This window comes from Streptomyces sp. NPDC092296 (genome assembly GCF_044755465.1).
GTDB lineage: Bacteria > Actinomycetota > Actinomycetes > Streptomycetales > Streptomycetaceae > Peterkaempfera.
The window spans coordinates 378,046-397,359 of record NZ_JBIVRB010000002.1; the positions used below are offsets into that span (position 1 = coordinate 378,046).

A 19,314-nucleotide genomic window follows, 5' to 3' on the forward strand; every position below is an offset into this window, starting at 1 on the left:
GATCGTACTTTCGGCCACTCCTGCCGCACCGGGGCGGTCACGTAGCCTGGTCCGCGTGAGCGTGAACACGGCGGATCGGCCGAACACACGGCTGTGGACAGTGGCCAACCTGGCGCTTGCCCTGGTCCTCGCCCTGGTCCTCGCCTTCTTCTCCTGGCGGATCGCCCGCGACGGCCGCGAGTGGGCGTTCGACTGCTGCGTCGGCCTGGCGGTCAGCGCGGCCGCCCTGCTCCGCGCCCGGCACCGGGTGTGGGCGGCGGTCGCCGGCATCGCGGTCGCCGCAGGTGCGGGCCTGGTCGCCAGGCTCGCGGAGCTGCCCCGCGAGCCCGGCGCGGCCGCGACCCTCGCGCTGCTCGTGCTCGGCGGCAGCGCGATCAGGACGCTGCCCCTGCGCGCGGCGGCCGGGATCACAGCGGGCGGCATCGCGGCCATGGCCGTGGACTGGCTGACCATCGAACCGGGGTCCGGGGCCTGGCACGGCCCGTTCCAACTCGCGATGCTCGGCTGGACCGTCGCGCTGACCACCGGGTGCGGGCTGCGGTTTCTCGACTACCGCCGCCACGCCGCCGCCGAGGCGGTGCGGCGCGAGGAACGGCTGCTGCTCGCCCGCGAACTGCACGACATCGTCGCCCACCACGTCACCGGCATAGTGCTCCAGGCGCAGGCCGCCCGGATCGTCAGCCGCAAGGACCCGCAGGCGCTGGACGGCACCCTCACCGGCATCGAGCAGGCAGGCACCGACGCGCTCGCCGCGATGCGCCGGGTGGTCGGCCTGCTGCGGGACACCGAGGACGGGCCCGGGATCACACCGGGGCCGGAGCGGCTCACCGAACTCGTCCGCCGCTTCGAGGGGCACGGCCCCGCCGTCCGCCTCAATCTGCCCGCCGACGCGGCGCCCTGGCCGTCGGAGGTCACCAGCACCGTCTACCGGATCGTGCAGGAGTCACTGACCAACATCGCCCGACACGCCCCGCATGCCCGGCTGGCCACCGTCGACGTGGACCGCGACCCGCTCGGCATCACCGTGGCGATCACCGACGACGCCGCACCCGGCGCGGCCCGCCACCTGCACCGAGGGGGCTTCGGCCTGATCGGGATGCGCGAGCGGGTCGAGGCGCTCGGCGGGACACTGCGGGTCGGCCCACGCCCCGACACCGGCTGGTCCGTCCTTGCCACCCTGCCCGTCGCGGCGGGGGAGCACCGGTGACCATCAGGGTCCTGATCGCCGACGACCAGGCGATCGTCCGCAGCGGACTGCGCCTCATCCTGGAGGACCAGCCCGACATCACCGTGGTCGCCGAGGCGGCCGATGGCGCCGAGGCCATCGAGGCCGCCCGCCGGTTGCGCCCCGATGTGTGCCTGGTCGACATCCGGATGCCCCGCCTGGACGGCATCGAGGTCACCCGCGCCCTGGCCGGCCCCGGCGTCGCCCATGCGCTGCGGGTGGTCATCGTCACCACCTTCGACCTGGACGAGTACGTCTACGGCGCGCTGCGCTCCGGGGCGGTCGGCTTCATCCTCAAGGACGCGGGCCCCACCCTGCTGGTCGAGGCGGTACGGGCCGCGAGCACCGGCGAGGCGCTGATCTCCCCGTCGGTCACCGTCCGGCTCCTCCGACACCTGGCACCGGCCAAGCCGTCGAAGGCGTCCCGCCCGGCCAAGCCGCTCTCCGAGCGGGAACTCGAGGTCATCAGGGCCATCGCCCGGGGCCGCACCAACCAGGAGATCGCCGCCGAACTCTTCATCTCCCTCAGCACGGTCAAGAGCCACCTGGCCAGCGCCCAGGCCAAGCTCGGCGCCCGCAACCGGGTCGAAATCGCCGCCTGGGCCTGGGAGAGCCGCCTCATCCACTCCGCCTAGCGGGCGGCACCGGGCCCGTCGAGCCCCGGACGATCAACTCCGTGGCAAGCTCGACGTGCAGGGTTTCGACGGCATGCCCCTCCATCAGGCGCATCAGCAGACTGACGGCCATCCTGCCCAGCTCGCCCAGCGGCTGGCGGACGGTGGTGAGCATCGGCACGGTGCTGCTGCTGAGGTAGACATCGTCGAAGCCGGCGATCGACAGCTCCTCGGGCACCCGCAGTCCACGGTCGTACGCCGCGCGCAGCGCTCCGACGGCGGCCTTGTCGTTGAAGGCGATCAGGGCGGTGGGGCGCTGGGGCAGGTCAAGCAACCGCGCGGCGGCGCTGTAACCCCAGTCGGCGGTGGGCTCGACACTGCTGCACAGTTCGGGCGACGGCAGCACCCCCACCTCGGAGAGGGCGGAGGCGTGCCCGGCCAGGCGCGACCGGCTGGCGAGCCATTCGCCGGGGCCGCCGATCATCCCGATCCGCCGGTGCCCGAGGCCCACCAGGTGCGCGGTGACGCTCCGGGCGCCGGAGAAGTGCGCGGCGGACACGGCGGCGATGTCGCGCGGCAGCGGCGTCCGGGGATCGACGACCACAAACGGGAAGTCCCGGCGGCTGAGCGTCTCCAGCGAGTGGGCCGGCTCGGGCGGGATGATCAGGATCGCGCCGCCCAACTGCGCCCGGTCGGGAAGCCCGGTGAGGACATCGGAGTCCAGCACGGCGTCACCGGCGTTGAGGATCACCTGCCGGCCGTACAGCTCCAGGGTCTCGGCCACGGCGGAGACGATGATGCCGAAGTAGTCGGTGAGCAGGTAGGGGCAGCGGACGAACACGTCGCGCCCCGGCCTGCCGGAGGTACGCCCGCGTGCCTGCGGGGCGCCGAGGCGCTCGATCGCACTCTGCACCGCCTCCCGGGTCTCGGCGCTCACGGCGGTCCGGCCGTTCATCACCCGCGAGACGGTGGCGATCGAGACCCCCGCCGCAGCGGCGATGTCCCGGACCGTCACCTTCGACGACCTCGGCCTACCCATTTGTTTCACCCTTTTTGTTTCATGACTTCATTGCCGAACGAGAGCGACAGGGCCATGGTTTCGGCGTTCAATCCCTTGACACTACGTCAACTAAGCCGTTTCCTATGACCGACCGAGAGAATCCCAAGAAATTGTTACATTAAGTTTCATGTGATCGGCACCGGTAGCACCGACGCCTGATGGAGCCTCGCGGACATCCGGCCCTACGACTGAGGCTCCCCTCACCCCCCGCTAGGAGCCGCACCATGCACGGATTCCGTCGCTCCCGTACCCACCGGGGCAGGCTGGCCGCCGTCGCGGCCACGCTCGCCCTGGCCGGCGCCGGCCTGGCCACCGCCGGCACCGCGCACGCCGCCGACACCACCGCCCAGGTCTGGATCACCACCGCCGACGGCAGCAGCAAGCTCGCCCGCAGCGCCGACGCCGCCTTCTCCTCGGGCAGCCCGCAGAGCACCGACATCAGGATCGACGCCTCCGACGTCCAGCAGCCGCTGGTCGGCTTCGGCGCGTCCTTCACCGAGTCCGCCGCCCATCTCGTCGCGGGCCTGAACTCAGCCACCCGCGCCACCCTGATGAACGACCTGTTCAGCACCGGCAGCGGCATCGGCCTGGACTACCTGCGCCAACCGCTCGGCGCCTCCGACTTCATCGCCCAGCAGCCCTTCTACTCCTACGAGGACACCCGGGGCTCCTTCAGCATCGCCCGCGACCAGCGCGAGATCCTGCCCGCGATCACCCAGGCGCGCGGAGTGAACCCCGCCATCCGCATCATGGGTACGCCATGGTCCGCACCCGCCTGGATGAAGGACAGCAACTCGCTGAACGGCGGCAGCCTCAAGCCGGCGAACTACGGTGACTTCGCCGACTACCTGGTCAAGGCCGTCCAGGCGTACCAGGCGGCGGGCGCACCGATCACCGACCTCACCGTGGCGAACGAGCCGAAGTTCCAGACCGGCTACCCCTCCATGGGCATGACCGCCAACCAGCAGGCCGACTTCATCAAGGTCCTCGACACCAAGCTCACCGCCGCCGGTCTGCCCACCAACATCTTCGCGTACGACCACAACTGGGACGACACCAGCTTCCCGCTCTCCGTCCTCTCCCAGGACAGCGGCATCGCCCGCCTCAAGGGTGCGGCCTTCCACTGCTACGGCGGCCAGCCCGAGGCCGAGCAGTCGGTGGCGAACACCGGCAAGGCCGTGATGTTCACCGAGTGCTCCGGCACCGACTCGGCGAACAAGGCCGCCACCTTCGCCGACACGCTCAAGTGGCAGACCGAGAACCTGGTCATCCGCAATCTGCGCAGCGGTGGTCAGAGCGTCGTCCTGTGGAACCTGGCGCTGGACGCGAACGGCGGCCCGCAGTACGGCAACTGCGGCACCGCCTGCAATGGCGTCGTCGAGATCTCCAACGGTACGTACACCAAGAACGCCGAGTACTACCTGCTCGGCCAGATCTCCAAGTTCGCCCGGCCCGGCGCCCACCGGATCGGCTCCACCAGCCAGGGCAGCGGCGGGCTGCAGAACGTCGCCTTCCTCAACGCCGACGGCTCCCGTGGCGACCTGGTCCTCAACGCCACGTCCTCCGCCCAGCACTTCTCCGTCACCGAGAACGGCCGCTCGCTGAGCTACGACCTGCCGGCCGGCGCCGTGGCCACCTTCACCTGGCCGGGCGCCCCCGCCACCGGCCCGACCACGCCGCCCACCCAGCCCGGCGGCCCGATCAGCACCGCCGCCTGGTACAAGATCACCAACGCCAACTCCGGCAAGTGCCTGGACGCCGCCGACTGGGGCACCGCCAACGGCACCGCCGTCCAGCAGTGGGCCTGCGGCACCGGCAGCAACCAGCAGTGGCAGTTCACCGCCACCGACAGCGGTTACTACCGCGTCACCAACCGCAACGCGGCCGCCACCGGCCAGGTCCTGGACGTCACCGACAACTCCACCGCCAACGGCGCCAAGATCCAGACCTGGCAGTGGGGCGGCGGCGCCAACCAGCAGTTCAAGCCCGTCCAGCAGGCCGACGGCAGCTACACCCTCACGGCCCGCAGCAGCGGCAAGTGCCTGGACGTGACCGACGTCTCCACCGCCGACGGCGCGCGCCTCCAGCAGTGGGACTGCACCGGCGGCCCCGCCCAGTCCTTCCGCCTCACCACCGCCGGCTGACCCGGCCGCCGCGCCCCACCACCGCCACCGCGCGCGGTCGGTGGGGCGTGCCTGCCCGGCAGCGGCAGCGGCGGCTCGTACCGTCGTACGGCGGGCGTGTCCGCAGCCATGGGCTTCCCTGTCGTCGCAGCGATGGCCGCACGGCGGCGTCCGGGTCAGTGTGGATGGAGACAGCAGGGCCGGGACAGGCCCTTCGCACCGAGGAGGCCGCCGTCATGGCCGTTCAGGGATCATCCTTCGCCGCCGGGGTGGCTGTGCCGGACACCAAGCTCGCCGCAGCGGCCACCGAGCTGGTCCGCGACACGACCGGCGAGCTGATCTACCACCACTCCCGGCGGGTCTTCTGGTTCGGCAGCCTGCAAGGCCGCCACCGGGACCTGAGCTTCGATCCGGAACTGCTCTACATCGGCGCGATGTTCCACGACCTGGGCCTGGGCGAGCGGTTCCACGGCAGCGGCCGACGCTTCGAGGTGGACAGCGCCGACGAGGCCCGCCGCTTCCTGCATGGCCATGGAGTGCCCGAGGACAGCATCCGCCGGGTGTGGACGGCCATCGCCCTGCACACCACCCCCGGCATCCCCGAGTTCATGGAACCGGAGGTCGCGCTGGTCACAGCCGGTGTCGAGTACGACGTCCTGGGCATCGGCTACCACGACATCAGCGACGGCGACCGCGCCGAGATCACCGCTCTGCACCCCCGTCCGGACTTCAAGCGCCGCATCCTGCAGGCTTTCACCGACGGCATCGCCCCCAAGCCGGAGACCACCTTCGGCAACGTCAAGGCAGACGTCCTACAGCACTTCACCCCCGGCTTCGTCCGTGGCGACTTTGTCGAGGTGGTCCGGAACTCCCCCTGGCCGGAGTGACCGACCCGCCCGGCGTGCCGGACGCACCGGTCCCGGCGACCACACGGATGCGAAACGGCCCACCGGAGCGGTGGGCACGGCGGGGCGACGCACTGCACAGCCGGCTCCGCTGCTTCTCCCCGCCAGCCGGCCTCGTGGGAACCGGTCTCGTAGTCGAAGGGCTGGTCCTGGTCCCACGCGTCACCGGTGACGGCTTGCCAGGCGTCCGGGGCCGCCTCCAGGAGGGCTTCGGCGAGCGCCTGGTCTCCCAGAACTCACTTTCCCGCCCGCCGGTGGCGCCGGGCTCGACCTGCTTCACGCTGATGCTCCGGCAGGCCGCTGAGCTGCCGACTTGCGTTCGAACAGGCTCACGGCCCAGGAGGTCAGCGCGATGAGGGCCGGCAGCCAGCGAAGTGGGAGGGCGGTGGCGTTGACGTGGGTGAGGGCAAGCGAGCAAACCGCGGAAGCTGCCAGCAGCCCCAGGGGGAGCCGGCGGCGCCAGGACGGCAAATGGTGCATCCGTCGTACGGACCAGGCCATCCAGGAAAAAAGCATGATGAGTAAGAAATCGAACACCGTCACTGAGGCTCCGCAGGATCGCAGCCGACCGGAAGCCGAGCGTATCGCCTGTAGCGGGTTCCCTCACTGGGCGTTTCGGCGGCGAGCGGGAGCGGGGCGGGTTTCGGAGACACGGGCCAGGCGGCGGCGGTGGTGGAGATCAGCTCGCGGCGGCCGCCCGGACCGGGTAAGTGTCCGCTGGTCAGCTGCCCGGCGCCGTCCAAGTGCCCAGGGACATTTCGGCGGTGATGCCGGGTCCGAAGCCGGCCAGCATGCCGTGGTGGCCGTCCACGGCCGTCTGCTCGTCGAACAGCCGGGCCAGGGCGTCGAGGACGACCGCGCTGGCGATGTTGCCGTACTCGGTGAGGGTGGCCCGACTGAACCGGAACGCCTCGGACGGCACATCGAGGAAGCGGCTCAGGTCGTCCAGGATGCGCGGACCGCCCGCGTGGATGATGTAGAAGTCCAGCTTGCTGACGTTCCACTGATGCGCCTCCGCCACGGTGCGCAGCGCCGGGCTGAGCGGTTCCATCGTGCCGGGCACCCGCTTGTCGAGCTGGAAGTGGAAGCCGGTGGAGCGGACGGCGTAGGAGATCCACTCCTCGGTGTGCGGGATGAGGTACGAGCTGTTGCGCTCCAGGCTCATCCCGGTGCCCCGCTTGCCCCGGACCACCGCGGCGGCGACCCCGTCACCGAAGAGGCCGTTGGACAGCAGCGAGCCGATGCCCAGGTCGGTGGGCTGGTAGCACAGGGAGCAGAACTCGCAGGCCACGATGAGGACGTTGGCGTCGGGGTAGGCCGTGCAGAAGTCGTGGGCCCGGTTCACGGCCGCCCCGCCCGCCGCGCAGCCGAGCTGGGCGATCGGCAGCTGCCGGGTGTCCGTCCGGAAGCCCAGGGTGTTGATGAGCCACGCGGTCAGCGACGGCATCATGAAGCCGGAGCAGGAGACGTAGATGATCAGGTCGATCTGCTGCGGCTCCAGCTCCGCGTGCTCCAGTGCCCGGAGCACCACGGCGGGCACGCGGGCCTTGGACTCCCGCTCGTAGACGATGCTGCGGGCGTCCAGGCCGGGGTGCTTCAGCACGGTGTCGATGGGCTGGATCAGGTGCCGCTTCTGCACTCCGGTGTGCTTGATCAGGCTGAGAGCCAGGTTCAGTTGCGGATGATCGCCGTGCAGCCTCCGCGCCAGTTCGAGGGTTTCCTCGTTGGTGATGACATGCTCGGGCACCGCTATGGCCGGTTTGCACAGAACTGCCATGGGATCTCTCCTAACGGAGGGCGGCCCCACATGTAGCCTCGCCGGTCCGGGACCCAAACGCTCACCCGTAGGCGGTAGGCACTGCGGACGCAGACATGCGGAGGGGGATTCCCCGAAAGGCCGGTCACAGATCATCACGGATCAGGGAGATTCCCGTTCTGGGACCGGACGGACCACTCGCGAGCTGCTCTTCTAGCCGACTTCATCAATTTACGGCAGGCGTGCCCGCAACGCATGTCGACCCCGGACGTCACTCGGCCCGCGTCACTTGTCCCGGACGTCACTCGGCCCGGACGCGTCCGCCACTGCTGCGGCGCGTCCGGGCCGGCGGGTTGCCCCGATTCACCAACTGACGGGGTTCACCAACTGACGGGGTTCACCGGCTGACGGGGTTCACCAGCTGACGGGCAGCGCCAGGGGATAGCGCCAGATCGATGTCGTGTTCCATTTGATGTCTTCGGCGGGCCGGGCCAGGGCGATCCCGGGGAAGCGGTCCAGGAGCGTCCCGATCGCGGTCTCGATCTCGGCCTGGGCGAGCGGTGCACCGAGGCAGTGGTGCGCGCCCCAGCCGAAGGTCATATGGGGAGGGCTGGTGCGGTCGAGATCCAGCTCGTCCGGGCGGTCGAACTTGCGGCCGTCCCGGTTGGCGGTCAGATACGAGACGTGCACGATGTCGCCCGCCGGGATCGTCACCCCGCTCAGCTCCACATCCTCGGTGGCCACCCGGGGGATGCCGACCCCCTTGCGGAACGGGATGAAGCGCAGCAGCTCATTGATGATCTGCGGGAGCTCCTCGCGGCGCTCACGCAGCGCGGTGTGCACCTCGGGCCGGGTCAGCAGGGTGTACGACAGGTTTCCCAGTTCATAGGTGGTCGTGTCCTGGCCGGTGATCAGCAGGACCATGGCCATGACCGCCAGTTCCCGGTCGTCCAGGATCTCATCGCCGTCACGGGCCGTCGCCAGCACGCTGATCAGGTCCTCGCCGGGGTCGGCCCGGCGCTGCGCCGTCAGGGCCGTGAAGTAGTTCCGCAGGTCGGCCTTGGCCTGTACTGCGGCGGCCCGGTTGTCGATACCGATGTCCATCATCGTCCGAGCGTGGGCGCGCAGCTGTCCCTGGTCGGCCGCCGGGATCTCCAGGACCTCGCAGATCGTGATCAGCGGCAGCGGCCCGGCCAGGTGTTCCATCAGGTCGGCCACGTCCCGCTGCTCCGCCATCCGGTCCAGCAGTTCATTCACGGCGGCTCGGATGCGCGGCCGCATCCGGTCGATCTGGTCCGGGGCGAAGCCCTTGGAGACCAGGCTGCGCAGCCGGCTGCTGGCGGGCGGGTCCATGACGTTGATCGCCTCGTCCTGGACGATCGGCTCGGGTGTCATCCGGGGGAAGTCCCGGCCGACGACGGCATGACGGCTGAAGCGCCGGTCGGTGGTCACCGTCCGTACATCGTCGTAGCCGGTGACCAGCCAGGCATCCCCCTCACCATGCGGCAGCCGGATCCGTGCGACCGGCTCCTCGGTCATCAGACGCCTGAGCACCGGATCGAACTCCAGAGCCTCGGCGTAGTCGAAAGGGCAGTTGTGGACGCTCGAACCGGTGGACATGCGGATCTCCGGGTCTGGAACTCTGAACGAGGCTGATCAGGGGGCGTACGTGCCGGACGGGGCACCGGTACCCGTCCCGTCGACCGTGCACACGGGAATGCTCCGTATGCCACCCCGGATTCATCCGCGCTGCTCGGCCCCTGGACGGCCCGGACGCCGCAGGCGTACCGGCGGCCGCCCCCCTCCGCCTTCGACGCCCGGGTCACCCGTACTGCTGCGTCCGGATCTCTTGACACCCCTGCCACCCGTGCTCAGGATATGAACCAACGGTTCGCTAAATGAACCGCTGGTTCGATCGTCCCCAGGGGAGAGCTGTGAGCATTCGCATCCGCAAGATCATCAAGCATGTGGACGAGACGCGGCTGGAGAACGGCCGCCCGGTCGACCCGGTCCACCGGGTGGCCTTCGTCGGGGCGGTGATCGAGAACCCCTACCCCAGCGGTTACGTCCAGGACCTGGTCACCCTCGCCGACGAGCTGGGCGAGGAGATCGGTCTGCTGGTCGGCCCCCCGTGCGTGGAACTGCTGGGCGGCGAGGTGGAGGCGTTCGGCAAGGCCGCCCTGGTCGGCATCGACGGCGAGGTCGAGCACGGGTCCGCGCTCATCCACAACCTGCGCTTCGGCAATGTCTTCCGCAACGCGGCCGGCGGTACCGAGCTGCTGCCCGCCGCCGAGAAGGTCGGCCTGCCGGGCAGCCCCATCGACATCCCCCTCAAGCACAAGCTCGACGCCAAGACCCGCTCCCACCACCAGACGGTGACGCTCCAGGTCGCCGATGTGCCCCGGCCCCGGGAGATCCTCGTCATCTGCGCCGCCGCCAACGCCGGCCGCCCGCTGGCCCGCCTCGCGACCTTCGGCGCCGAGACCAAGTAGGCGCCCGAGTCGGGCGGCCGTTGCCGGCCGCCGGACTCCGAGGCCCCAGACGACACAACAGGCCAGACGACGCAACAGGCCAGACGACGCAGCAGGCGAGACGACGCACACAGGGAGAGCAGTCCATTGACCGTCACCGACAGCGATACCTGGACCGGCCAGCGGGTCAGGGAGGCCGACCGGGAGTATGTGATCCACTCCTGGTCCGTGCAGGGAGCACTCGACCCGATCCCGGTCGCCGGAGGCGCCGGATCGTGGTTCTGGGACTACGAGGGCCGCAAGTACCTCGACTTCCAGTCCCAGCTGGTCAACCTCAACCTCGGCCACCAGCACCCCCGCCTGGTCGAGGCCATCCGCCAGCAGGCCGAGCAGCTCTGCTACATCGGCCCCGGCTTCGCCGAGCGCTCCCGCGCCGAGCTGGCCGAGATGCTGGCGGAGCTGACCCCGGGCGACCTGAAGATGACCTTCTTCACCACCGGCGGCGCCGCCGCCAACGAGAACGCGATCCGGCTGGCCCGCCATGTGACCGGCCGTCAGAAGGTCATCGCCCGCTACCGCTCGTACCACGGCGCCACCAACGGGGCGATCTCGCTGACCGGCGACCCACGCCGCTGGTCCGCCGAGCCCGGCATGCCGGGCGTGGTGCGCATGCTCGACCCGTACACCTACCGCTGCCCGGCCGGGCACCCCGACCCGTGCCCGGTCTGCACCGGCGGCCCCCACCTGGAGGAGATCCTCCGGTACGAGAACCCCGACACCGTCGCCGCCGTGATCATCGAGCCGGTCACCGGCACCAACGGCCTGATCTACCCGCCGGACGGCTATCTGCGCTCGCTGCGCGAGGTCTGCGACCGCTACGGCATCATGCTGATCTTCGACGAGGTGATGGCGGGCTTCGGCCGCACCGGCACCTGGTTCGCCTGCGACCACTGGGACGTGGTGCCGGACATCGTCACCACCGCCAAGGGCCTGAACTCCGGCTACGTCCCGCTGGGCGCGATGACCGTCTCGTCGCGGATCTCCGACTGGCTCAAGGACAACATGTTCTGGGGCGGCCTGACCTACGCCGGCCACCCGCTGGCCTGCGCCTCCGGGGTCGCCTCGCTGAAGATCATGCAGGACGAGCACGTGGTGGAGAACGCCAAGGCGATGGGCGAGCGGCTGGGCGCCGGCCTGGCCCGGCTGGCGGAGCAGCACCCGAGCATCGGTGAGATCCGCGGCCGTGGCCTCTTCTACGGGGTCGAACTGGTCAAGGACCGGGAGAGCCGCGAACCGCTGGTCCCGTTCAACGCCAAGGGCCCTGCGGCGGCGCCCGTGGGGCGGCTGCTCAAGGCGGCGATGGAGCGCGGGCTCTACCTCACCGCGAACTTCAACGTCCTGCGGCTGACACCGCCGCTCGTCATCCGGGACTCCGAGATCGACCTCGCGCTCGACGTCCTGGACGACGTGCTGAAGCTGGCCGACGAGCAGTACGTAGGGTGAGCGCGACAGGCCACCTGAAGGGGTATCCACGATGTCATCGACACTGATCAGAGGCGGTACGGTCGTCAACGCCGAGGGGGCGGTCCGGGCGGATGTGCTGGTACGGGACGGCGTGGTCGCCGCCCTGGGCACCGACCCCTCCTGGACCGCCGACCGGGTGCTGGACGCCACCGGGATGCTGGTGATCCCGGGCGGCATCGACGCGCACACCCACCTCGAATACCCGATCGACGGATTCACCACCCGCACCGCCGACGACTTCCACAGCGGCACGGTCGCGGCGGCCTACGGCGGTACGACCACCGTGCTGGACTTCGTCAAGAAGGAGCCGGACCGCACCCTGCGCGACACCTATCTGGCCCGGCGCGACACCGCGGCGGCCAAGGCGGTGATCGACTTCGGGCTGCACGCCATCGTGCCGCCGCGCGCCCAGCAGCCCGATGTGCTGGCCGACCTGCGGCAGCTCGCCAAGGAGGGCGCCACCAGCTGGAAGTTCTTCATGGCCTACCCCGGCACCCAGATGGTGGACGACGGCGAGCTGCTCGAAGGCTTCGAACTGGCCCTGGAGAACGGCGTGCTGCCGATGGTGCACGCCGAGAACGGGCACATGATCGACCGGGAGACCCGGCTGCTGCTGGAGTCGGGCCGTACCGCCGAGCCGTTCCATGCCGTCGCCCACGGCCATGACTCCGAGGCGGAGGCGGTGCACCGCGCCGTCGTCCTCGCGGAGTCGGTCGGGACTCCGCTGTACGTCGTCCACGTCTCCAGCGCCGAGGCGGCGGCCGAGATCAGCCGCGCCCGCGCCCAGGGCCACCGGGTCTGGGGCGAGACCTGCCCCCAGTACCTGGCCGTCGCCTTCGAGGACTACCAGGGGCTCGGTGAGCGCGCCGCCGCCTACCTCTGCTCACCGCCCATCCGGGAGCGTGCCAACCAGCAGGGGCTGTGGACCTTCCTGGCCACCGGCGCGCTCTCCACGGTCGCCACGGACCACGCGGGCTTCTGCCTGCACCAGCCCGACGACCTGCCCCCGCAGAAGCTGCGCAGCCCCGGCTACTTCCCCAAGGTCCCCAACGGGGTGCCCGGCATCGAGGACCGGCTGATGGTGCTCTGGGAGACCGGCGTGGCCACCGGCCGGATCGACCCCTGCCGCTTTGTCGACCTGGTCGCCACCCGCCCCGCGAAGCTGTTCGGCCTCTACCCCCGCAAGGGCGCGGTCACGGTGGGCGCCGACGCCGACCTGGTGGTCTGGGACCCGGCGGCCGACCACGTGATCACGGCGGCGGGCAGCCATATGCGTACCGACTACAACCTCTACGAGGGCCTTCGGGTGACCGGCAGGCCGGTCCACGTCCTCTCCCGGGGGGACCACCTGGTCGGCGCCGAAGGAACCTTCACCGGTACGGCCGGCCGCGGGGCCTTCCTCAGCCGCGGCAAGCCGCACCTCTTCTGAGACTTCCGAGTGAGACTTCCGAGAAGCACGGAACGGACAAGCACAGAACGGAGCAGTGGCCCAATGAAGATCCCCCTGGGCATCCACGTCGGCGAACGGCTCAGCCTGGAGCAGACCTACTGGCAGGCCGAACTCGCCGACACCAACGGCTTCGAATCCGTCTGGGTCGCCGAAGGGCGCCTGGCCCGCGACGGCATCGTCCCCGCCGCGATCATCGCCAGCCGGACCAGGAACGTGAAGATCGGTACCGGCGTCGTCAACAACAAGAGCCGCAACGCCGCCCTGATGGCGGTGACCTTCAAGACCCTCGACGAGGTCGCCCCCGGCCGGGCCATCCTCGGCATCGGCGCCTGGTGGGAGCCGCTGGCCACCAAGGTCGGCCAGCCGCTGCGCAAGCCGGTCGCCTCGATGCGCGAGTACATCACCGTCCTCCAGCGCTTCTTCAGCAACGAGGTCGTCACCTTCGACGGCGAGTTCGTCACCATGAACGACGTCCGGTTCGACAGCATGTACCGGGAGAACAAGCCGGTCGACATCCCCATCTACATCGGCGCCGTCGGCCCCCGGATGCTGGAACTGGCCGGCGAGATCAGCGACGGCGTGCACATGGACTTCCTGCTGCCGCCCTCGTACCTGACCGGCGCCCGCGAGGCCATCGACCGGGGTGTCGCCAAGCGGACCGACGGCAGGACCGGCATCGACCTCACCCAGATCGTCGCGTGCAGCGTCAACGACGACGACCCGCAGGAGGCCATCGACGCCTGCAAGGCGTTCCTCACCCTCTACCTCGCCCAGCAGCCGCACATCGCCGAGCACTGCGGCGTCGAACGCGAGCTGGTCGACCGCATCCAGGAGGTGGCGGGCTGGCCGGCCACTCCCGCCGACATCAAGCGGGCCATGCCGCTCGTCCCCAACCACCTGGTGCAGAACGTCACCGCCTGCGGCTCCACCGACGACGCCTTCGAAAAGCTGCTCTCCTACCACGAGGCCGGAGTGCGCTGCCCGATCATCTCCACTCTGGGCGACAAGGAGCGGACCCTCACCCGCCTCGCCCAGGCCGCGAAGGACTGACGCCGTGGCCACCCCCGACAGCCCGCCCCGCACCCCGGTCGCCGTCGTCGGCGGCACCGGGCCGCAGGGCAAGGGAATCGCGTACCGTCTCGCCCGCGCCGGCCACCCCGTGATCCTCGGCTCCCGCGAGGCCGGACGGGCGGCGGCCGCCGCCGCCGAGCTGCGCGTGCTGCCCGGCGTCACCGCGCCGGTCAGCGGCGCGGCCAACGAGGACGCGGCCCGCGCCGCCGGGACCGTCCTGCTCGCCGTCCCCTACCAGGGGCACGCCGAGCTGGTCGGTTCCCTCGCCGCCGCACTGGCCGGCAAGCTGCTGATCTCCTGCGTCAACCCGCTCGGCTTCGACCGCCACGGCCCCTACGGGCTCAGCGTCGAGGCGGGCAGCGCCGCCGAGGAGGCCGCGGCCCTCGTCCCCACCGCGACCGTCGTCGGTGCCTTCCACCACCTGGCGGCGCCGCTGCTGCTCGACCCGGACGCGGACCTCAGCCATGAGGACGTCCTGGTCTGCGGTGACGATGCCGAGGCCAAGGCCCGGGTGGCCGCGCTGGCCGCCGAGGTGACCGGTGGCCGCGCCCTGGACGCCGGACGGCTGCGGCTGGCCCGGCAGCTCGAACCCCTCACCGCCGTCCTGATCTCCGTGAACAAGCGCTACCGGACGAGGTCGGGCGTCTCCCTGACCGGCCTGGCAAGCCTGCCTGACCCGACCGGCCCGACCGCCGCCCCGAAGGAGGCAGTCGCATGAAACTCGCCGCAGTCCAGCTGCGCGCCACCGACGACCGCACCGAGACCATCGCCCGAGCGGCCGACCTGGTGGACGCCGCCGCCGACCAGGGTGCCGGGATCGTCCTGCTGCCCGAGCTGTTCGCCGTCCCCTTCGTCCAGCCCGACCCCGACCCGGAGTACTTCCGGCTCGCGGAGCGCCTGGACGGCCCGTCGAACACCATGGCGGCCGAGCGCTCCCGCCGCGCCGGGATCACCGTCGTCTCCTCGGTCTTCGAGGCCGGCGACACCCCGGGCGTGTACTACAACACCGCCTGCACCTATGTGCGCGGCGAGCTGAAGTCCGTCTACCGCAAGTCGCACCTGCCGTTCTCCAACGGCTTCCCCGAGAAGTACTACTTCCGGCCCGGCGGCACCGAGCCGGAGGTGGTCGACACCGGCGAGACCGGCGTCGGCACCATCATCTGCTACGAACGGCACTTCCCCGAGCTGAGCCGGATCGTGGCGCTGCGCGGCGGCTCCGTGCTCTGCGTCCCCGTGGCGTCGGCCTCCGCCCCCATGCGCGAGGTCTTCCAACTGGAGCTGCGCGCCCACGCCGTCTTCAACGGACTCTTCGTGATCTGCGCCAACCGAGTCGGCACCGAGGGCGCCAAGGAGTACTTCGGACTGAGCGCCGTCTACGGCCCCGACGGCGACATCCTCGCCCAGGCCGCCGACGACCGCGACGACGTGGCCGTGGCCGAGGTCGACCCGGAGCGGGTGGCCGCCACCCGCCGCAGCCGGCCGTTCCTGCGCGACCGCCGACCCGAGCTGTACGAGCGGCTGACCCGGATGGGACCGGCCTCCTCATGACCGGCCGCCTCCCCGCCGACGGCGCGACGGCCGGCCCCGACCCGGCCGGCCCGGTGTGGACCGCCCTGGTGCCGGCCAAGCCGTTCGCGCTGGCCAAGAGCCGCTGCGCGGACCTCACCCCGGCCGCCCGGCGGGCCCTGGCCAGGGCGATGCTCACCGACGTGGTCACCCGCCTGGGCGCGGTCCCCTCGGTGCACGCGGTCGTCGTGGTCGGCGGCGGCCCCGAGGTGGCGGGCACGGCCCTCGCCTCGGGCGCCGCCGCCTTCAGCACCACCTGCGGCCCCGGCCTCAACGCCGAGACCGCCGACGCCCTGGCGGCGCTGGCCGGCCCGGCCCGCAGGTTCGCCGTGGTGATGGGCGACCTGCCGGGCGCGGCCCCCGCCGACTTCGCCGCCGCGCTCGCGGCGGCCGGTCGGCACGGCGGCGCGGCCCTGGTCGCGGACGCCGAGGGCACCGGGACGACCCTGCTGGCCCTGCCCGGTCCGCAGGAGTTCCGGCCCTTCCTCGGCCCGGGGTCGCGCGGGCGCTTCCTCGCCGCGGGCTACCGGGAGCTGGACGTCCCCGCCGCGTCCCCGCTGCGCCGCGACATCGACACCGTGCGGCAGCTGCGCGCGCTGCCGCAGGCCACGCTCGGCCCCGCCACCCGCGCCTGGCTCGCCGCCCGGGAGCCGGACCGTCCGGCGGCCCGGACCCGGATACCGGAGGTCGCGGCCCTGTGAACGCACCGCCTGACGCCCCGTCCACCCCGGTCCCGCCCCCCACCCGCTCCGCGATGAACCGCGCGCTGCGCCGGGCCCGCGACGCCGTCGCCCTGGACGCCGCCGAGGCCGAGGTCCTGCTGCACGCCCGGGGGACCGACCTCGACCGGCTCTGCGAGGCCGCAGGCCGGGTACGGGACGCCGGACTGCTCGCCGCCGGGCGGCCCGGGGTCGTCACCTACTCCCGGAAGGTCTTCGTCCCGCTCACCCGGCTCTGCCGCGACCGCTGCCACTACTGCACCTTCGCCACCGTCCCCGGCCGGCTGCCCGCGCCCTACCTCAGCCCCGACGAGGTGCTGGAGATCGCCCGCGCCGGAGCGGCGGCGGGCTGCAAGGAGGCCCTGTTCACCCTGGGCGACCGGCCGGAGGACCGCTGGCCGCAGGCCCGCGAGTGGCTGGACGCGCGCGGCTACGACGACACGCTCTCCTACGTCCGGGCCATGGCGGTCCTGGTCCTGGAGGAGACCGGCCTGCTGCCGCACCTCAACCCCGGGGTGCTGTCCTGGACCGACCTCCAGCGGCTCAAGCCGGTGGCGCCGTCGATGGGGATGATGCTGGAGACCACGGCCACCCGCCTCTGGTCGGAGCCCGGCGGCCCGCACCACGGATCACCGGACAAGGAGCCCGCCGTCCGGCTGCGGGTGCTGGAGGACGCGGGCCGGTCCAACGTCCCGTTCACCACCGGCGTCCTGGTCGGCATCGGTGAGACCCACCGCGAGCGGGTGGACGCGCTGCTGGCGATCCGCCGGACCGCCCGTGCCTACCAGGGCATCCAAGAGGTGATCGTCCAGAACTTCCGCGCCAAGCCCGACACGGCCATGCGCAACGCCCCGGACACCGAGGCGGCCGAGCTGGCCGCGACGGTCGCGGTGGCGCGGCTGCTGCTCGGCCCCGGCATCCGCCTCCAGGCCCCGCCCAACCTGGTCGGCGCGGACCGCGCGCTGCTGCTGCGGGCCGGGATCGACGACTGGGGCGGGGTCTCCCCGGTGACCCCCGACCACGTCAACCCGGAGCGGCCCTGGCCGCAGATCGAGGAGCTGGCCGCGCAGAGCGCCGCCGCCGGGTTCACCCTGCGCGAGCGCCTGACCATCTACCCCGAGTACATCGCCCGGGGCGAACCCTGGCTCGACCCCCGGCTGCGCGGCCACGTCGAGGCGCTGGCCGAGCCGGGCACCGCACTGGCCGCCGAAGGCACGGCGCCGACCGGGCGGCCGTGGCAGGAACCGGAGACCCCGCTGGCCGACACCGGCCGGACCGACCTCTTCCACACCATCGACTCGGCGGGCCGGACCGCCGACCGCAGGGCGGACTTCGACTCGGTCTACGGGGACTGGGAGGCGGTGGCCGCCGCCGTCCCGGCCGCTGCCACCCGGCGCGGCCGGCGGCGGGACCCGGTGGGCCCCGCCGGGCGGCTGCGCCCCGGGTTCGCCGCCGCGCTGCGCGCGGCCGAGGCCGACCCGGCGGGGCTGGCCGACGGCCAGGCGCTGACCCTGCTGGACGCGGGGCCGGGCGCCGAGATCGAGGCGCTGGCGAGCCTCGCGGACGGCCTGCGGGCCGCCGCCGTCGGTGACGCGGTCACCTATGTCGTCACCAGGAACATCAACTTCACCAATGTCTGCTACACCGGCTGCCGGTTCTGCGCGTTCGCCCAGCGCCGCACCGACGCCGACGCTTACACGCTCTCCCTCGACCAGATCGGGGTCCGGGCGGAGCAGGCGTGGCAGGCCGGCGCGGGGGAGGTGTGCCTCCAGGGCGGTATCCATCCGGACCTGCCGGGGACGGCGTACTTCGACATCGCCGCGGAGGTCAAGCGGCGTACTCCCGGGATGCATGTGCACGCCTTCTCGCCGATGGAGGTGGTCAACGGCGCGACCAGGACGGACCTGTCGATCGCGGACTGGCTGACCGCCGCCCGCGAGGCCGGGGTGGACTCGCTGCCCGGCACCGCCGCCGAGATCCTGGACGACGAGGTGCGCTGGGTGCTCACCAAGGGCAAGCTGCCCGCCGCCGCCTGGATCGAGGTGGTCACCACGGCCCACCGGCTGGGCATCCCCACCACCGCCACGATGATGTACGGGCATGTCGACACCCCGCGCCACTGGGTGGACCACATCCGGCTGATCGGGCGGCTCCAGGAGGAGACGGGCGGCTTCACCGAGTTCGTGCTGCTGCCGTTCGTCCATACCAACTCGCCCGTGTACCTCGCCGGGATCGCCAGGCCCGGCCCGACCGCCCTGGAGAACCGGGCGGTGCACGCCCTGGCCCGCATCCTGCTGCACGGCAGGATCGGCAACATCCAGACCAGCTGGGTCAAGCTCGCCCGCCGCACCGTGGTGGACGTGCTGCGCGGCGGTGTCAATGACGTCGGAGGCACGCTGATGGAGGAGACCATCAGCCGGATGGCGGGCTCGCAGCAGGGCAGCGCCAAGGGCGTCGCCGACCTGGAGCAGCTGGCTGCGGACGCCGGGCGGCCCGCCCGGATGCGCACCACGACCTATGGCGCCGTGGACCCCGGACGGGAGGCGGTGGCGCGGGCGCACGACGGACTCTGGCGCCCCGCGCCGCTTCCGCTGGTCGGCCGCCCCTGAAGGGTGCCGGAGGACAGCCGCCCCGCTGTTCTCCGGCGCTCGCCCGTCCCCGGAGCGGTCCGGGGACGGAAAGGCGGGAAAACCGCCGGTACGCAAATCCCTGCCGCCCGGCCCCTTTCCGCCGGGCGCCGCCTCTTCATGGAATCCGTCCGGCCCGCCGCCGGTTTCGCTCCGTAACCCGGCGGCGCGCTTTGCGTGGCCCCGTACGGCCTTTCTCCGAA

General features: G+C 71.7%; 16 protein-coding genes. 12 read left to right on the forward strand and 4 right to left on the reverse strand.

Annotation, left to right across the window (positions count from 1 at the left end):
- Window positions 1-55 precede the first annotated feature (55 nt).
- Together ACIQGZ_RS09265 and ACIQGZ_RS09270 are read left to right on the forward strand one after the other, a co-directional pair.
- Entirely contained in the window at window positions 56-1,207 is a 1,152-nt protein-coding gene (locus ACIQGZ_RS09265) for a sensor histidine kinase (RefSeq protein WP_402600402.1), read from the forward strand.
- Window positions 1,204-1,860: a response regulator gene (locus tag ACIQGZ_RS09270; RefSeq protein ID WP_402600403.1), complete on the forward strand. Its 657-nt coding sequence runs from the start codon at window positions 1,204-1,206 to the stop codon at window positions 1,858-1,860. The genes ACIQGZ_RS09265 and ACIQGZ_RS09270 overlap by 4 nt, the downstream gene beginning before the upstream one ends.
- Here the strand turns inward: ACIQGZ_RS09270 and ACIQGZ_RS09275 are convergent.
- A complete protein-coding gene (locus ACIQGZ_RS09275; RefSeq protein WP_402600404.1) occupies window positions 1,844-2,878 on the reverse strand; it encodes a LacI family DNA-binding transcriptional regulator in 1,035 nt (344 codons plus the stop codon). The genes ACIQGZ_RS09270 and ACIQGZ_RS09275 overlap by 17 nt on opposite strands.
- Window positions 2,879-3,123: 245 nt before the next feature.
- On the opposite strand from ACIQGZ_RS09275, the gene ACIQGZ_RS09280 reads away from it, so the two are divergent.
- Both ACIQGZ_RS09280 and ACIQGZ_RS09285 read left to right on the forward strand, forming a co-directional pair.
- Window positions 3,124-5,043, forward strand: a complete 1,920-nt coding sequence (locus tag ACIQGZ_RS09280; protein ID WP_402600405.1) for an RICIN domain-containing protein — start codon at window positions 3,124-3,126, stop codon at window positions 5,041-5,043.
- Window positions 5,044-5,258: 215 nt separating this feature from the next.
- Entirely contained in the window at window positions 5,259-5,909 is a 651-nt protein-coding gene (locus tag ACIQGZ_RS09285; RefSeq protein WP_402600407.1) for an HD domain-containing protein, read from the forward strand.
- Window positions 5,910-6,203: 294 nt separating this feature from the next.
- On the opposite strand, the gene ACIQGZ_RS09290 is transcribed toward ACIQGZ_RS09285, so the two are convergent.
- The 3 genes from ACIQGZ_RS09290 to ACIQGZ_RS09300 form a co-directional block, all read right to left on the reverse strand.
- Window positions 6,204-6,470 (reverse strand): hypothetical protein, encoded by a 267-nt coding sequence (locus ACIQGZ_RS09290; protein ID WP_402600408.1) that lies wholly within the window; start codon window positions 6,468-6,470, stop codon window positions 6,204-6,206.
- A 178-nt stretch (window positions 6,471-6,648) separates the two neighbouring features.
- Window positions 6,649-7,704 carry a type III polyketide synthase gene (locus tag ACIQGZ_RS09295; protein ID WP_402600409.1) on the reverse strand — a complete coding sequence of 352 codons (1,056 nt, stop codon included), beginning with the start codon at window positions 7,702-7,704 and terminating at the stop codon, window positions 6,649-6,651.
- A gap of 393 nt (window positions 7,705-8,097) precedes the next feature.
- Entirely contained in the window at window positions 8,098-9,303 is a 1,206-nt protein-coding gene (locus ACIQGZ_RS09300; RefSeq protein ID WP_402600410.1) for a cytochrome P450, read from the reverse strand.
- Between the two features lie 314 nt (window positions 9,304-9,617).
- Here ACIQGZ_RS09300 and ACIQGZ_RS09305 point away from each other — a divergent pair, with 314 nt between their 5' ends.
- The 8 genes from ACIQGZ_RS09305 to ACIQGZ_RS09340 all read left to right on the forward strand — a co-directional run bounded on the left by ACIQGZ_RS09305 (window position 9,618) and on the right by ACIQGZ_RS09340 (window position 19,093).
- Window positions 9,618-10,175, forward strand: coding sequence for an amino acid synthesis family protein (locus ACIQGZ_RS09305; protein ID WP_402600411.1), 558 nt, complete (start codon window positions 9,618-9,620; stop codon window positions 10,173-10,175).
- A gap of 126 nt (window positions 10,176-10,301) precedes the next feature.
- A complete protein-coding gene (locus tag ACIQGZ_RS09310; RefSeq protein ID WP_402600412.1) occupies window positions 10,302-11,657 on the forward strand; it encodes an aminotransferase class III-fold pyridoxal phosphate-dependent enzyme in 1,356 nt (451 codons plus the stop codon).
- A 31-nt stretch (window positions 11,658-11,688) separates the two neighbouring features.
- Window positions 11,689-13,107: a dihydropyrimidinase gene (hydA, locus tag ACIQGZ_RS09315; protein WP_402600413.1), complete on the forward strand. Its 1,419-nt coding sequence runs from the start codon at window positions 11,689-11,691 to the stop codon at window positions 13,105-13,107.
- Between the two features lie 63 nt (window positions 13,108-13,170).
- Window positions 13,171-14,178 (forward strand): LLM class flavin-dependent oxidoreductase, encoded by a 1,008-nt coding sequence (locus ACIQGZ_RS09320; RefSeq protein WP_402600414.1) that lies wholly within the window; start codon window positions 13,171-13,173, stop codon window positions 14,176-14,178.
- 4 nt (window positions 14,179-14,182) lie between these two features.
- Complete coding sequence (gene npdG / locus ACIQGZ_RS09325) at window positions 14,183-14,917, forward strand: NADPH-dependent F420 reductase (RefSeq protein ID WP_402600415.1); 735 nt, start codon at window positions 14,183-14,185, stop codon at window positions 14,915-14,917.
- On the forward strand, window positions 14,914-15,747 hold the full coding sequence (locus ACIQGZ_RS09330) for a carbon-nitrogen hydrolase family protein (protein WP_402600417.1): 834 nt from the start codon (window positions 14,914-14,916) through the stop codon (window positions 15,745-15,747). Before npdG ends, ACIQGZ_RS09330 begins: the two co-directional genes overlap by 4 nt.
- Entirely contained in the window at window positions 15,744-16,466 is a 723-nt protein-coding gene (locus ACIQGZ_RS09335) for an NTP transferase domain-containing protein (protein ID WP_402600419.1), read from the forward strand. The genes ACIQGZ_RS09330 and ACIQGZ_RS09335 overlap by 4 nt, the downstream gene beginning before the upstream one ends.
- A 53-nt stretch (window positions 16,467-16,519) precedes the next feature.
- Window positions 16,520-19,093, forward strand: coding sequence for a bifunctional FO biosynthesis protein CofGH (locus ACIQGZ_RS09340; protein WP_402600737.1), 2,574 nt, complete (start codon window positions 16,520-16,522; stop codon window positions 19,091-19,093).
- The last annotated feature ends 221 nt before the right edge of the window (window positions 19,094-19,314 follow it).